We start from the raw sequence: 13,943 nt of genomic DNA, 5'->3' as shown, positions 1-13,943 counted from the left end.
GGCGTCCGATTTGTCCCCGCCAACTTCATGATCGACGGAGAGGGGGGTGGGGGTCAGGCTGGGGAGAAGGCTGCCTGGCGGCGGGCGTCCACCTCGGCGGCCAGTTCCGGGCCGCGTTCCAGCGCCGCCGGGAAGCCGCAGGCGGCAAGCCAGTTCGCCAGCATCAGGTGACCGCCCTCGGTCAGCACCGACTCGGGGTGGAACTGCACGCCCTCGATCGGCAGCGTGCGGTGCCGCATCGCCATCACCACGCCGGAGGCGGTCCGGCCGGTGACCTCCAGCTCGTCGGGAAGCGTCTCGGGCAGGACGGCCAGCGAGTGGTAGCGGGTGGCGGTGAACGGGTCGGGCAGCCCGGCGAGCACGCCCACGCCGTCGTGGCGTACCTCCGAGGTCTTGCCGTGCAGCAGTTCCGGCGCGCGGGCGACAGTCGCGCCGAACGCCTCGCCGATCGCCTGGTGACCGAGGCAGACGCCGAAGATCGGGAGCTTGCCGGCGTACTCGCGGATCACGTCCAGGCAGATGCCGGCCCGGTCCGGGCTGCCCGGGCCGGGTGACAGCAGGACACCGGCGGCACCGACCCGGCTCACCTCGGCGACGTCGATCTCGTCGTTGCGCCGCACCTCGCAGTCGGCGCCGAGCTGTCCGAGGTACTGCACGAGGTTGAAGACGAACGAGTCGTAGTTGTCGATCACCAGTACGCGCATCGCTGTCACCTGTTCGGGGTGGAGGGTGGGGCGTTGTTCGTCTCGGTGCTGTACGGCAGCTCCTCCTCGCCGGGCAGCCCGGTCGGTTCGGTGATCCCGCCGTCACCCGGTACGCCGGAGTCCTGGGTGACCTGCACGTCGTCGAAGGGCAGCAGCGGTTCGGCCCACGGGAACACCACGAACCAGAGCAGCGCGACTGTGGCGGTGCCCAGCACCAGCGAGCCGATCAGCTTGCCGGGCAGCCCGAACGGCAGCTTGCGCCAGATCCACGAGTACACGGCTCACGCCTCCAACTCGGCCGGGCGGCCCGCCGACTTGGCCTGCGTGTGGTCCAGCCGGGCATGGATGATCAACCGTTGGTAGTTGTCGAACTTCGGGTTGCAGGTGGTGAGCGTCAGCAGCTTCTCGGTGGGCTTCTGACCCGGCTTGCCGGGCACCGGCGCGACCACCTCCACCTGGGACGGCTTGACGATCCGCTGCTGGTATACCCGGTAGACGAGCCACTCCGTCTTGGTCTCGACCACTATCGCGTCGCCGGTCTTCATCTCGTCCAGCCGCCAGAACGTGGAGCGGATGCGGTGACCGGCGACGGAGAAGTTGCCCACCTCGCCGGGCATGGCACTGTCCGGGTAGCGGCCCGGCGCGTACCGGATGTCCTCCGGGCTGACCCCCTCGACCACCACCCAGTGCTTGTCGAACTTGGGGATGTAGAGGCCGGCGACCGGCCTGCCCTCCGCCGGTGGCTTCGGCTTCACCGTCGGACCGGTGGCCGGACCGGTGGTCGGGCCGACGGTGGGGTCCGCGGTCGCGCCCCACTCCTGGGCGAGCTGACTGCTCAGGTCGTTCTGGTGGGCCTCGACGATGACCGCCTTGCCCCAGATCTCGTACCCGGCGAAGAGGAGCACCACCAGGCCGAAGGTGATCAGCAGCTCGCCGGTGCCCCGTACGACGGTGCGCAGCCGGGAGCCGATGGTGGGGCGGGTCAGCTCGGAGTAGACGCTGCGGTATCCGTCGCCGGTCTGCTCGGGCCGCAGCTGCACCACCTGCTCGCCGCGCCGAGGTCGAGGCGGCTCGGCGGGCGGCTCGCCGCCGCCGCCGGTGTCCGGCGCCGGGGGCACCGCGCCCATCAGCCCGGTGGCGTCCAGGTGGGGGTTCGCGGGCGGGCGGGTGATCGCGGGCAGCACCGTCGTCGCCCCGGGGTCGACAGGGGGGTTCCGGTCCGTGCCGGTCGGCCCGCCGAGAGGGGGTACGCCGGGCGGCCGTCCCTCACCCCCCGCCGGGCGGCGACCGTCCTCCGGCGGGCGTCCGCCGGCCTCCCACGGGCGGGTGCCGGTCTGCGGCGGCTGTCCACCGCGACCACCGTGCTCGGGCGGGATCGCCCCACCGGTGTGATGGCGGACGGGGTTCTGCTGCGCCGCCGGTCCGTACGGCCCCGGTCGCTCCGGACGCTCACCCGGCGGGGGCGGGACGTCACCGGGCGCGGCGGGGCGCGTCCCGGGAGCGGAACCACCTCGGGGAGCCGATCCGTGGTGCGCAGGGCCGTGGTGCGTAGGGCCGGCCGGGTGGGGCGTACCCCTGGGGGGAAGCTCGCTCGCCGGGTGGCGGAACCGGGGGTCGGCCTCGGCGCGGGCGGCGCTCGTCGGCTGGTGCGCCTGACTGCCCGGCCACGGCGGCGGCGGAGCGACCGGCGGGGCCGACCGGGGCGGGGCGGAAGGCGGTGGGACGGAAGGCGGTGGGACGGGCGGCCGGGCGTCCGGGCCGCGTCGGGCCGGGGCGGCGTGGGCCGGACCGGCGTCGGGCCAGGGCAGGTCGAGCGGGGGTGGCGACGCCGGGGCCGGACGCGCGACCCGGGGGAGGAACGCCGTGGGCTCCTCCCGGCGGTCGTGGCCGGCGCGTTCCCGGGGGTCGCCGCCGGTCACCGGGGCACCGTCGCCGACTGCAACGCGGTGGAGTCCTCGAACGCCGGCACGGTGACTGTGGAGACGCGCTCGACGTACCCGAGTTGGTAGTGGTCGGCCACTTCCTTGAACACCCGCACTCCCTCAGAGGCGGCGAGCGCCCGCTGGAGTTCCGCGGGATCGCCGATTGCCACGATCTTGAAAGGAGGGGAGTAAACCCGGCCGTGCAGCAGCAGGGTGTTACCGACGCAGCGTACCGCGCTGGTGCTCAGCACGCGGACGTTCATGATTGACATGGCCTCCGCGCCGCCGGCCCAGAGCGCGTTGACGACCGCCTGGACGTCGCCCTGGTGCACCACCAGGTCGTCGTTGCTGGCGCCCTTGGGTAGCGGCTGGTCGGGCCGGCGGTCGGCGTCGTTCAGTTCGACGGTCACGCCGCTGCCGGTGAGCGCGGTGAATCCGGCGGCCTGCCGGCTGGCGGCGGCCCGGTCCCGCTCGGTCTTGATCGGTCCGTCGGCGCCCGCGAGCGCGGCGGTCTGCTCCTCCACCTCGGCGCGGAGCCGGGCGGCCTTCGCCTCGCTGGCGGCGACCTCCTCGCGGCGGTCCTCGATCAGCTGCGTGAGCTGGGGCCGGCGGTCCTCGCGCAGGGAGGTGCCGCCCGCGGTGGTGGCGGTGGTGGTGAAGAGCAGGCCCGCCGCGGCGGCGATCAGGGGTACGCCGACGGACCAGCCGGGGCGGCGCTGGCGAGCGCGCCGGGGCAGCAGGGCGGCTGCCGCGCGGCGGAGGACCTTCTGCCAGGAGGCGGCGCCGGACGTGTACTCCACCGGGCGTTCCCTTTCCCGTCGTCTCGTTCCGGCCCGCGCCGGTGCGAGCCGACCTGCTCGACCCGGAAAGTCCGCTCTTTCCGGTTACTGACTGCACCGGCCTGGCCCCATTCGTGGCCTGGACGGTCCGTGCGGACTACGCTAGCTGTCGAACATTATTGGCCATGGACCGTCGCCCTCGCGCCCGGTTGTCAGGCCGGACGAGGTCGTACCCCCCTCTGGAGAGCGTCGTGCCCAAGTCTCAGGTCCGCAAGAAGAAGGTGTACACCCCGCCGACGGACGTGCGTCCGACGGCGACGGCGTCGACGCGCAAGCCTAGCCCGATCTGGCTGCCGGTCACGGCCGTCACGCTGATCGTGGCAGGCATCGGCTGGCTGGTGGTCTACTACCTGTCCGAGCAGGCGTACCCGGTCGCCACCTGGGGTTACTGGAACCTCGCCGTGGGCTTCGGCGCGATGGTCTCGTCGCTGATCCTGCTCTCCCGCTGGCGCTGATCCGGAGCTGCCCCGCCCCGGCGTAGGTCACGCCACGCCGCCCCTGCCCGGCGCTTCGACGCCGCTCCACCTAAGGTGTGCGCAGGGCGGCGTGGCCTCGTGCGAGAAGACTCACGTTACTGCTGGGTAACCTTGCGCGTAGGCTGCACGGACAAGCAGCAGACCGGGAGGCCAACTCGATGGGCAGCGTCCAGATCGTCACCACGATCCTCGCGGCCGCCATCACCGCGGTGGCGGTGTGGCTTGCGGTGCGCGCGGTCATGAAGATGACAGCCGTCATCCGGCTCGGCCAGCCCGCGCCGGAGCGGTTCGGCGACAAGGGCGCGCGTACGAAGACGATGCTGGTGGAGACCGCCGGTCACACCCGCATGCTGAAGTGGAGCGTGGTCGGCGCCGCCCACTGGTTCGTGATGGTCGGCTTCATCGTGCTGTCGCTGCTGGTGCTGGAGGCCTACTTCGAGGTGGTCTCGACCGGCGGCGGGCTGCCGATCATCGGGCACTGGACGATCTTCGGTCTGGTCACCGAGTGGATCGGCATCCTCGGCCTGGTCGGCATCCTGGTGCTGATGGCGATCCGGCTGCGCAACCGGCCCGGCCGCGCGGAGAACCGCTCCCGGTTCACCGGCTCGACCATGTGGCAGGGCTACTTCGTCGAGTGGGTCGTCCTGCTGGTCCTGATCTTCGGTTTCGTGATCCGGGGCTTCAAGGTCGCCACCGACCACTTCGAGTACCCGGTCTGGGCCGCCCCGCTCAGCCACGCGGTCGGCTCGGTCCTCCCGAACTGGGAGGCGGGCGTCAGCGTCGCCGCACTCATCAAGATCGCCATCTCGATGACCTGGCTCATCGTGATCTCGCTGAACGTCACCATGGGCGTGGCCTGGCACCGCTTCCTGGCCTTCCCGAACATCTTCTTCAAGCGCGACCCGGAGAAGCCGGCCGGCTCCGGCCTGGGCCCGCTGCGCCCGATGACCAGCGAGGGCAAGCCGCTGGACTTCGAGGAGGCCGACCCGGAGAAGGACCAGTTCGGTGTCGCCCACGTCGAGCAGTTCACCTGGAAGGGCCTGCTCGACTTCAGCACCTGCACCGAGTGCGGTCGCTGCCAGTCGCAGTGCCCGGCCTGGAACACCGGAAAGCCGCTGTCGCCGAAGCTGCTGGTGCTGAGCCTGCGCGACCACGCGTACGCCAAGGCGCCGTACCTGCTGGCCGGTGGCGGCAAGGATCTGACCGGCGAGGAGAAGGCCACCCAGGCGCAGCTCGCCCACATGGACGTGCTGGCCCTGGCCGAGGCGGACCGGCCGCTGATCGGCACCGCCGAAGAGGGCGGCGTCATCGACCCGGACGTGCTCTGGTCCTGCACCACCTGCGGCGCCTGCGTCGAGCAGTGCCCGGTGGACATCGAGCACGTGGACCACATCGTCGACATGCGCCGCTACCAGGTGCTGATCGAGTCGAGCTTCCCCTCCGAGGCCGGCGTCATGCTGCGCAACCTGGAGAACAAGGGCAACCCGTGGGGCGCCCCGCAGAACACCCGCGAGGACTGGACGAAGGGCCTCGGGTTCGAGGTGCCGCGCGTCGGCGAGGTCGACGACTTCGAGTACCTGTTCTGGGTCGGCTGCGCCGGCGCGTTCGAGGACCGGGCCAAGAAGACCACCCGCGCGGTCGCCACGCTGCTCAACGAGGCCGGCGTCAAGTTCGCCATCCTCGGTGAGGGCGAGACCTGCTCCGGTGACCCGGCGCGCCGCATCGGCAACGAGTTCGTCTTCCAGATGCTGGCCCAGCAGAACGTCGAGACGCTGAACGAGGCGTTCGAGGGCCGCGAGAAGAGCAAGCGCAAGATCGTCGCCACCTGCCCGCACTGCTTCAACACCCTGGGCAACGAGTACGGCCAGCTCGGCGGCGAGTTCGAGGTGGTGCACCACACCCAGCTGCTGGCCCACCTGGTCAGCGCCGGCAAGCTCACCCCGGTGCAGCCGGTCGACGGTGGCGTGACCTACCACGACCCGTGCTACCTGGGCCGCCACAACCGGATCTTCGCCGCGCCGCGTGAGGTGCTCGGCAGTGCCATCGGAGATGGCCGCGGTGGCGCAGCCTCCGATTCCGGTGCGGGCCGCGACAGCGGCCTCGTCGAGATGCCGCGTAACAGCGAGCGCTCCTTCTGCTGCGGCGCCGGCGGCGCCCGGATGTGGATGGAGGAGAAGATCGGCAAGCGGATCAACGTGGACCGGGTCGAGGAGGCCATGTCCACCGGGGCGAAGACCATCGCGGTCGGCTGCCCGTTCTGCTCGACGATGCTGAACGACGGCGTGAACGGCAAGGGCGCGGGCGAGGACGTCGAGGTGGTCGACGTGGCGAGCGTGCTGCTGCGCTCGGTCAAGCCGGAGGCCCCGGCCGGTGAGCCGGAGGTCGCGCCGAGCGCGAGCTGAGGCGTACACCCGGCCGGAGCAGGACCACGACGGCGGCGGCACCTTCGCGGTGCCGCCGCCGTCGCGTTCAGCTGACCGTGGTGGTCATGATGGCGGCGCTCGTCCCGGCCGTCATCGCGACCAGCAGCGCCGCCTGCATCTCCCCGATCGCCTTCTTGGCGGCGGCCGACGCCCAGTCACCGGCGGCGATCTCGTCGATCCGCGCCTTGACCCGCTCCTTCGGCAGCTCGCGGAAGATCTTGCGGTCCAGGCCGACCGCGCGGGTCAGCGTGAGCAGCGCGGCGGTCCGGGCGTCGACCGGGCCGTCGCCGGTGAGCGCGGCCGCCATCCGCTCCCGGGCCGCGGTCTCCACCGCCGGCTCCGCTCCGGTCGGCGAGGGATAGCGGGTACGCGGGAAGACCAGCAGCACCCGGTCGGACTCCCGGCGCAGCACCCCGGCGTCGACGAGCCCGCCGAGCACCCGGTCCGGCAGTCCCTTGGCGAGCTTGCCGATCCAGTCCTTCGGCTTGCGGGGGCGGCCCGATCCGACAGTCGCCAGCGCCTCGTCCAGCAGCGGCACGCCGGTCGGGGCGGGGTCGGTCACCACGACCCGCTTGTCCGCCACCTCCACCCGGCCGGCCAGGGCCAGTTCCAGCAGCACCGCCCCGGCGAGGCCGTAGTCGAGGTGCGGCCGGCCGAGCCGGTCGGCGCCGTCGTCGTCGTACGCGAGCAGGACCAGTTCGTCGGTGAGCAGCAGACCGTCCATGCGCACCACGCTACGGGGGGTCCGCCATCCGCGCGCGCGTGCCACAATCACGCGCATCGACGGCCTTCTGCTTCTGACGCTGTTGCCCCTGGTCGGTTTCGTGCTGCTGACCGTCGGCAACGCGTTCTTCGTCGCGGCCGAGTTCGCCCTGGTCACCGTGGACCGGGCAGAGATCGACAGGCGGGCCGACGAGGGGGACGGCCGGGCCGCCGCGGTACGCCGCGCGCTGCGCGAACTGTCCTTCCAGCTCTCCGGCGCGCAGCTCGGCATCACGCTCACCGCGTTGCTCACCGGCTACCTGGCCGAGCCCGCCCTGGCCCGGATCTTCACGCCGCTGCTGCACCCGCTCGGCGGCGCGGAACGCTTCTCGGGCCTGCTCGCGCTGGCCCTGGCCACGCTCATCTCGATGCTGTTCGGCGAGCTGGTACCGAAGAACCTCGCGCTGGCCCGCCCGATGCCGGCGGCGCTCGCCATCGCAGCGCCGATGCGGGCCTTCTCCCGCACCTTCGGCTGGCTGATCCGGCTGCTGAACGAGTCCGCGAACCGGCTGGTGCGCCGCCTCGGCGTGGAGCCGCAGGAGGAGCTGGCGAGCGCCCGATCCCCGGAGGAGCTGGGCCTGCTCGCCGCGATCTCGGCCCGGGCCGGCGCGCTGCCGCCGGACACCGCGATGCTGCTGCGCCGCACCATCCGCTTCGGCGACAAGCGGGCCGCCGAGGCGATGACGCCCCGGGTGGACGTGACCGCGTTGCGCGCCACCACGACGATCGCGGAGTTGCTGGAGGCGTCCCGGCGGACCGGGCGGACCCGGTTCCCGGTCTACGAGGAGACGCTCGACCTGGTCACCGGCGTCGCCGGGGTGCCCGACGCGCTGGGTGTGCCGCTGGCCCGCCGGGCCGCCACCACGGTCGCCGCTGTCGCCCGGGAACCGGTGTACGTCCCGGAGAGCCTGAACCTGAACGGGGTGCTGGCCGCGCTCAAGGCCGCCGGGGCCGACCTGGCGATCGTGGTGGACGAGTACGGCGGCACCGACGGCGTGGTGACTGTGGAGGATCTCGTCGAGGAGCTGGTCGGGGAGATCGCCGACGAGTTCGACCCGGACGCGGTGGACGGCTTCGGGCCGGTGGAGCTGACCGTGCCCGGCGGCGAGCGGACCGTCCTGACCGACGGCGTGCTGCGCGCCGACGAGCTGGTCGAGCAGACCGGGTTCCGGCTGCCCGACGGGCCGTACGAGACGCTCGGCGGGTTCCTCATGGCGCGACTCGGCCACATCCCGGTGCCGGGCGAGACGGTCGACGAGGCCGGGTACGAGTTCACCGTGGTGGAGGTCGACCGGCACCGGATCGAGCAGGTGCGGGTGGTGCGCCCCGAGGAGCCCGACGACGGTGCCTGAACTACTCGTGGCAGTGGTGTTGCTACTCGGCAACGCGTTCTTCGTGGGCAGCGAGTTCGCGCTGATCGCCTCCCGTCGTACGGTGATCGAACCGCTGGCGGCGACGTCGAAGCGGGCCCGGCTGGCGCTGGCGGCGATGAACCAGATCCCGCTGATGATCGCCGGGGCGCAGCTCGGCATCACGGTCTGCTCGCTCGGCCTCGGCGCGATCGCCGAGCCGGCGCTCGCGCACCTGCTGGAGACACCGTTCGCCGCGCTGGGGCTGCCCGCCTCGGCGGTGCACCCGGTGGCGTTCGTCATCGCGCTCGCGGTGGTGGTGTTCCTGCACACGGTGGTCGGCGAGATGGTGCCGAAGAACATCACGCTGGCCGGCCCGGAACCGTCGGCGCTCTGGCTCGGCCCGGCCATGCTGGCGTTCTGCCTGGCCACCAAGCCGCTGCTGCTGGCGATGAAGTGGGCGTCCCGGCAGGTGCTGCGGTGGTGGCGGGTGGAGGCGACCGACGCGGTGAAGACCGTGTTCACGGCCGAGGAACTGGCCGGGCTGGTCTCCCAGGCCCGCACCGAGGGGTTGCTGGACGCCGAGGAGCACGCCCGGATCACCGGCGCGCTGGCCCTGCACAGCCGTACCGCTGCGGACGCACTGCAACCCTGGTCCACGGTGACCACGGTGGCCGAGGACGTCTCACCGGCGTCGCTGGAGGTGCTGGCGACCCGTACCGGCCGGTCCCGCTTCCCGGTGGTGCAGCGGGCCACCCGCCGGGTGCTCGGTTTCGTGCACGTCAAGGACGTGCTCGGGTACGCCGGGGCGAGCCGCCGGGCGCCGGTGCCGGCCGCGGTCTACCGGCCACTGGCGGTGGTGCCGCCGGACCGTACGCTCGCCGATCTGCTGCTCGCGATGCGCCGCGAACGCCGCCACATGGTGCTGGTCAGCGACGGACGCCGGCCGATGGGTGTGGTGACGCTCGACGACGTATTGACAGCCATCGTCGGAAGATGAATCGAATACCCTTGGTGTGCAACCGATTGCGGATACGTGATTGAACAAACGGTCGCCTTGATTCCATCGGTTGGCTTCCCTAATGTGGGGCACCGACCGCTGTGGGTCGTCTGCCTCGATACTTCCCTCTCGCGAGGCGCCCGGCGGTCGGTTGCAAAGGAGTCCGTGCCGGTGGCAACCACGCCCCCTCAACGTCACGCCCCGAGCGCTCCACCCGGCCGGCGGGCCGGGTTCCAACGGGTGGCACGCCGTCTGGTCACCCTGGTCGCGGCCGCCGCTGTCGGCGCCGGAATGCTGACGGCCCCGGCGCACGCGGCGCCGTCGGTGGACGAGATCGACGCCCAGATCGACAAGCAGTGGGAGCAGCTCGAACCCACCATCGAGCAGTTCAACAAGGTCCGCTCGCAGCTTCGCACCAACCAGAAGAAGTCCAAGGCGCTGAAGGACAAGATGGTGCCGCTGGAGCTGGCCTCCACGCTCGCCATGAACAAGGTCGGCGACATCGCGGCCCGGTACTACATCCAGGGCCCGTCGCAGGATCTGGGCGCGCTGCTGGTGAACACCAAGCCGGGCACGCTGGCCGAGCAGCTGGTCATGCTGGACCGGATCGCCGACGACCAGCGCCGCCAGATCGCCGGTGTGCTCAAGGTGCGCGACGAGTACAACAAGCAGAAGGAGAAGCTCGACGCGCTGATCGCGCTGGAGATCAAGCAGCAGAACGATCTCGCGGCGAAGAAGAAGCAGATCGACTCGGAGATCAAGCGGCTGACCGCCATGCTCCCGGTGACCTCGATCCGCCCGGCGGGCTGCCCCAAGATCGACGGCGTGGTGAGCAGCGCCGCGCGGACCGCGATCAAGACGGCGTGCGCCCAGGTCGGTGACCCGTACGTGTGGGGCGCCACCGGCCCGAACTCGTTCGACTGCTCCGGTCTCACCCAGTACGCGTACAAGGCGGCGGGCATCTCGCTGACCCACTTCACCGGCGCCCAGTGGAACGAGGGCCGCAGGGTCTCCCGCTCCGAGGCCCGCCCCGGTGACCTGGTGTTCTTCGGCTCCGACCTGCATCACGTCGGGCTCTACCTCGGCAACGGGGTGATGGTGCACGCGCCGCGTACCGGTAAACCGGTCCAGGTGTCGAGCATCAACACCCAGCCGCTCGCCGGCTTCGTCCGGGTCAGCTGACCCGCACCCCCTGGCAGCGAGAAGGCCCCCGGTCCGTCACGGACCGGGGGCCTTCTCGTGTGCGGTGCCGGGTCAGCGCGGCGCGCCGACCGGGGACGGCAGGACCAGCACGTCGTCCAGGTTCACGAACATGATCCGGTGACCGAACTGGACCTGCACGTAGCGGTTCTCGCCGCGGACCACGGTCCGGTCACCCGGGGCCGAACCGTCGAACGAGACCGCCCGGTAGTACTCGCCGGGCAGCACCCCGCCGACCGCGTACCGCTGGCCGGCGGCGAACGTGTACTGCAGCGGCGAGATGGCCTGGTACGGGATGGTGTCCGGGTAGGCGGCCTGCTCCGGGTAGGCCCGCCCGTACACCGGGATGGTGGCCTTGCCGGGCCGCGGGGTCACCACGAAGCCGGTGGCCCACTTGGCGGTCGGCGCGGAGGCCGGGTTGAGGAACCACGCCTTCTGGCCGAGGTACCAGATCGCCGTCCAGTCACCCTGCCGGCCGGCGAGCGCGTACGTCTGGCCGGCGGAGGCGCGGGCGCCGTGGTCGGAGACGTACATCGTGTCCGGCGTACCGTCCGGGCGCAGCCCGAGGTCGTTGACGAGCGGGGCGTCCGGGCTCGGCGCGGTCCGCAGGATCACCGACGAGGAGCCGCGCGACGGGCACGGCTGCGCCGGCGGGGTGGGCGTCGGGACGCCGGGCGGCTGCTGGTTGCAGCCGAAGAACGCCGGCCGGTTGGTGGCGAAGTCCGGGTCGATGGTGACCAGGCCGGTACGGGGCGTGCCGGTGCTGCGGAACGGCGCCTTCATCAGGTCGAAGTAGTGCGACCAGTCCCAGTACGGACCCGGATCCCAGTGCATGCCGCGCACCGCGCCGGCGTTGATGCCGGGCACGTTGTCGTGGCCGATGATGTGCTGCCGGTCCATCGGGATGCCGAATTTCAGCGCCAGGTGGCGGACCAGCTTGGCGGAGGTCCGGTACATCGCCTCGGTGTACCAGGTGCCCTGACCGGCGAAGCCCTCGTGCTCCAGGCCGATGGACTTCGCGTTGACGTACCAGTTGCCGGCGTGCCAGCCCACGTCCTTGGTCTTGACGTGCTGGGCGATGTAGCCGTCCACCGAGCGCAGCGTGTAGTGCCAGCCCAGGTAGTCGGCCCGCTTCACCAGGTCGACGCTCGGGCCGAAGTAGCCCTCGGTGTCGTGGATGACGATGTACTCGATCTTCTGCTGCTTCGGCCGGTCGCCCAGGTCGTGGTTGCCGTAGTCGCCCGGGTCGTCGCTGAGCTGCTCGTACGGCGCGGGGATCCACTCGCAGGCCAGCCGCACCGGGCACTCCAGCCCGTCCGGCCGCTCGGCGTGGCGCAGGCCGAGGCGGGCCAGGCGGGAACGGTCCGGCTTCGCGGCGGTGGCGGCGAGCGTGACCCGCTGGCCGTCGTCGGTGGTCCGGCTGGCGCCCTGGCCGAGCTGGTCGTACACCTCGTCGGCGAAGGCCGCCGCCGCGTCGGAGGTGTCCGCGCCGGAGTACCGGGCCACCGCGGCGTACCAGGCCGCCGGGTCGGTGCCGGCGCCGACCGGCCCGCCCAGAGCCTTCTGGTACGACGCCAGCAGCGCCGCGCCACCGCGGATGTTCGCGGCCGGGTCGGTCCGCAGCGTCCGCGCGTCGAGCCCGGTCAGCGCGGCGGCCGCGTCGAGCGTCTGGAGCGAGGCGGGCGGCAGCGGGGTCTCCCGCTTCGGTGCGGCGGCCGTGGCCGGATCGAGCTTGAGCGGGCGGGCGTCGTCGCCGCGCGGATCCTCGTCCTCGTCGACGTGGGCGCTGCCCGGCGTGGCGAGGATGTGCGCGGCGTCGGTCAGGTGCATCGGGCCGTAGCCGCCGCTGGTGCTGGGTTGCCCGGTGTGGGTGTCCCAGCGGGACTCCGTACACCCGCGAGGGTCAATACCTTTCCAGCGGGTAATCAGGCCTGAAAGAAAATTTCACCTCCGCCCGGGTGCGGGCCCGCATCGCGTACGGAGTGTCACGCCGCTGGAAGTTGCGGATTGATAACGGTGGTCCCTACTCTGGTCAATCGTCGGCCGCACGTCTCACCGTCCAGCCCGGTCGGTGACGGTCCGACACCGCCGAGTCGCCTCCGGGCGAGCCGGGGAACCAGGTACCTGGGGTGAATCCGCAGCGATGCGGTAGGGCGGCTCCCTTCCCGCCCGAATCCGTCAGCTAACCCGGTAGGCGGTACGGAAGAAGGAGTACGGACGCCCGGTGGCACTCCATGCCCCGCGGCCGTCGTCGAACCGGTCGGTCGACCGGTCCACGGCTGTGCCGCGTACCCGCTGGTCCCGCTTCACCACCGCTCTCGCCGCCCTGGTCGGCACCGCCGTCGTCCTGACCGGCGGCGCCACGGCGGCACACGCCGAACCCTCGGTCGCCGAGATCGAGGCCCAGATCGACCGCGACTGGAACAAGCTCGAACCGGTCATCGAACAGGTCAACGCCGTACGCGAGCAGCTCGCCGCGCGGCGCAAGCAGGCCGACGCGCTCGGCCGGCAGATCGCACCCCTCCAGGCCCGGGTGGACGCCGCGCTCGGCCAGGTCGGCGGGCTCGCCGCCGACGCCTACAAGGGCGACAACCTCTCCACCGTGAACGCGCTGCTGGGCAGCCGCTCACCCGGTGACCTGGTCAACGGCCTGGAACTGCTCGACCGCTTCGCGCACCGCCAGCACGAGCAGGTGCGCTCCGTCGCCGCGCTGCGCGACGAGCTGGCGGCGAAGAAGAAGCCGCTGGACGAGATGATCGCCGGGCTGGCGCGTACCGAGGCCCAGCTCGCGGCGAAGAAGAAGCAGATCGACGCCGAGATCGCCGAGCTGGAGAAGCTGCGGCTCAAGGTGTACGGCAAGGGTGGCGGCGGCCCGCTGCGCCCGGCGCCGTGCCCGGCCGGCTACCCCGGCGGCCCGGCCGGGGCGGCGGTCAAGTTCGCCTGCGCCCAGATCGGGAAGATCTACGTCTGGGGCGCGGCCGGGCCGGACCACTTCGACTGTTCCGGCCTCACCATGGCGGCCTGGGCCAAGGGCGGTGTCTCGCTGCCGCACAACGCACGCCAGCAGCACGGCGTGACGAAGCGGATCAGCGGGGCCGAGCTGCGCGCCGGTGACCTCGTCTTCTACTACAGCGACCTGCACCACGTGGCGATGTACGTGGGCGACGGCTGGGTGGTGCACGCCTCCCAGTCCGGCAAGCCCATCACCATGAAGCGGGTCGACGACGGCGACATCAACAGCTACGGCCGCGTGTAAGGAAGGGCCCCC

General features: G+C 71.8%; 12 protein-coding genes and 1 riboswitch. Of the genes, 6 read left to right on the top strand and 6 right to left on the bottom strand.

Translation table 11 applies throughout. The features are described from left to right. Positions 1-53: 53 nt before the first annotated feature. Genes ABIH81_RS07820 through ABIH81_RS07805 form a run of 4 tightly spaced genes read right to left on the bottom strand, consistent with a single transcriptional unit; the run spans position 54 to position 3,426 of the window. Complete coding sequence (locus ABIH81_RS07820) at positions 54-704, bottom strand: aminodeoxychorismate/anthranilate synthase component II (protein WP_349879685.1); 651 nt, start codon at positions 702-704, stop codon at positions 54-56. Between the two features lie 5 nt (positions 705-709). Then, positions 710-982, bottom strand: a complete 273-nt coding sequence (locus ABIH81_RS07815; RefSeq protein ID WP_349879684.1) for a hypothetical protein — start codon at positions 980-982, stop codon at positions 710-712. A gap of 3 nt (positions 983-985) precedes the next feature. After that, positions 986-2,623: a class E sortase gene (locus tag ABIH81_RS07810; protein WP_349879683.1), complete on the bottom strand. Its 1,638-nt coding sequence runs from the start codon at positions 2,621-2,623 to the stop codon at positions 986-988. Beyond that, complete coding sequence (locus tag ABIH81_RS07805) at positions 2,620-3,426, bottom strand: DUF881 domain-containing protein (protein ID WP_349879682.1); 807 nt, start codon at positions 3,424-3,426, stop codon at positions 2,620-2,622. Before ABIH81_RS07805 ends, ABIH81_RS07810 begins: the two co-directional genes overlap by 4 nt. A gap of 230 nt (positions 3,427-3,656) precedes the next feature. On the opposite strand from ABIH81_RS07805, the gene ABIH81_RS07800 reads away from it, so the two are divergent. Both ABIH81_RS07800 and ABIH81_RS07795 read left to right on the top strand, forming a co-directional pair. Next, positions 3,657-3,920 carry a cell division protein CrgA gene (locus ABIH81_RS07800; RefSeq protein WP_349879681.1) on the top strand — a complete coding sequence of 88 codons (264 nt, stop codon included), beginning with the start codon at positions 3,657-3,659 and terminating at the stop codon, positions 3,918-3,920. 179 nt (positions 3,921-4,099) lie between these two features. Further along, positions 4,100-6,343, top strand: a complete 2,244-nt coding sequence (locus tag ABIH81_RS07795; protein ID WP_349879680.1) for a (Fe-S)-binding protein — start codon at positions 4,100-4,102, stop codon at positions 6,341-6,343. 67 nt (positions 6,344-6,410) lie between these two features. On the opposite strand, the gene ABIH81_RS07790 is transcribed toward ABIH81_RS07795, so the two are convergent. Next, positions 6,411-7,088, bottom strand: a complete 678-nt coding sequence (locus ABIH81_RS07790; protein ID WP_349879679.1) for a GPP34 family phosphoprotein — start codon at positions 7,086-7,088, stop codon at positions 6,411-6,413. An 82-nt stretch (positions 7,089-7,170) separates the two neighbouring features. Here ABIH81_RS07790 and ABIH81_RS07785 point away from each other — a divergent pair, with 82 nt between their 5' ends. The 3 genes from ABIH81_RS07785 (at position 7,171) to ABIH81_RS07775 (ending at position 10,657) form a co-directional block, all read left to right on the top strand. Beyond that, positions 7,171-8,478 (top strand): hemolysin family protein, encoded by a 1,308-nt coding sequence (locus ABIH81_RS07785; RefSeq protein WP_349879678.1) that lies wholly within the window; start codon positions 7,171-7,173, stop codon positions 8,476-8,478. Next, on the top strand, positions 8,471-9,475 hold the full coding sequence (locus ABIH81_RS07780; protein ID WP_349879677.1) for a hemolysin family protein: 1,005 nt from the start codon (positions 8,471-8,473) through the stop codon (positions 9,473-9,475). Before ABIH81_RS07785 ends, ABIH81_RS07780 begins: the two co-directional genes overlap by 8 nt. A 171-nt stretch (positions 9,476-9,646) precedes the next feature. Continuing rightward, positions 9,647-10,657 carry an NlpC/P60 family protein gene (locus tag ABIH81_RS07775; protein WP_349879676.1) on the top strand — a complete coding sequence of 337 codons (1,011 nt, stop codon included), beginning with the start codon at positions 9,647-9,649 and terminating at the stop codon, positions 10,655-10,657. 72 nt (positions 10,658-10,729) lie between these two features. Here the strand turns inward: ABIH81_RS07775 and ABIH81_RS07770 are convergent, their stop codons facing one another. Further along, positions 10,730-12,505 (bottom strand): peptidoglycan recognition family protein, encoded by a 1,776-nt coding sequence (locus tag ABIH81_RS07770; protein ID WP_349879675.1) that lies wholly within the window; start codon positions 12,503-12,505, stop codon positions 10,730-10,732. 246 nt (positions 12,506-12,751) lie between these two features. Beyond that, positions 12,752-12,886: riboswitch (cyclic di-AMP (ydaO/yuaA leader) on the top strand. Positions 12,887-12,899: 13 nt separating this feature from the next. Here ABIH81_RS07770 and ABIH81_RS07765 point away from each other — a divergent pair. After that, positions 12,900-13,931, top strand: coding sequence for an NlpC/P60 family protein (locus tag ABIH81_RS07765; protein WP_349879674.1), 1,032 nt, complete (start codon positions 12,900-12,902; stop codon positions 13,929-13,931). Positions 13,932-13,943 lie beyond the last annotated feature (12 nt).

Origin of the sequence: Micromonospora sp. HUAS YX12, assembly GCF_040215685.1 — a bacterium.
In the GTDB taxonomy this organism is placed as follows: Bacteria; Actinomycetota; Actinomycetes; order Mycobacteriales; family Micromonosporaceae; genus Micromonospora; species Micromonospora tulbaghiae.
Note: the sequence above shows the minus strand (reverse complement) of the source record. Positions and strands in the feature narration are given on the sequence as shown.

Bases quoted from the DNA above. Each gene is read 5' to 3' on its own strand.
- ABIH81_RS07790 (WP_349879679.1), bottom strand. From the start codon at position 7,088: ATGGACGGTCTGCTGCTCACCGACGAACTGGTCCTGCTCGCGTACGAC.
- ABIH81_RS07770 (WP_349879675.1), bottom strand. From the start codon at position 12,505: ATGCACCTGACCGACGCCGCGCACATCCTCGCCACGCCGGGCAGCGCC.
- ABIH81_RS07795 (WP_349879680.1), top strand. From the start codon at position 4,100: ATGGGCAGCGTCCAGATCGTCACCACGATCCTCGCGGCCGCCATCACC.
- ABIH81_RS07820 (WP_349879685.1), bottom strand. From the start codon at position 704: ATGCGCGTACTGGTGATCGACAACTACGACTCGTTCGTCTTCAACCTC.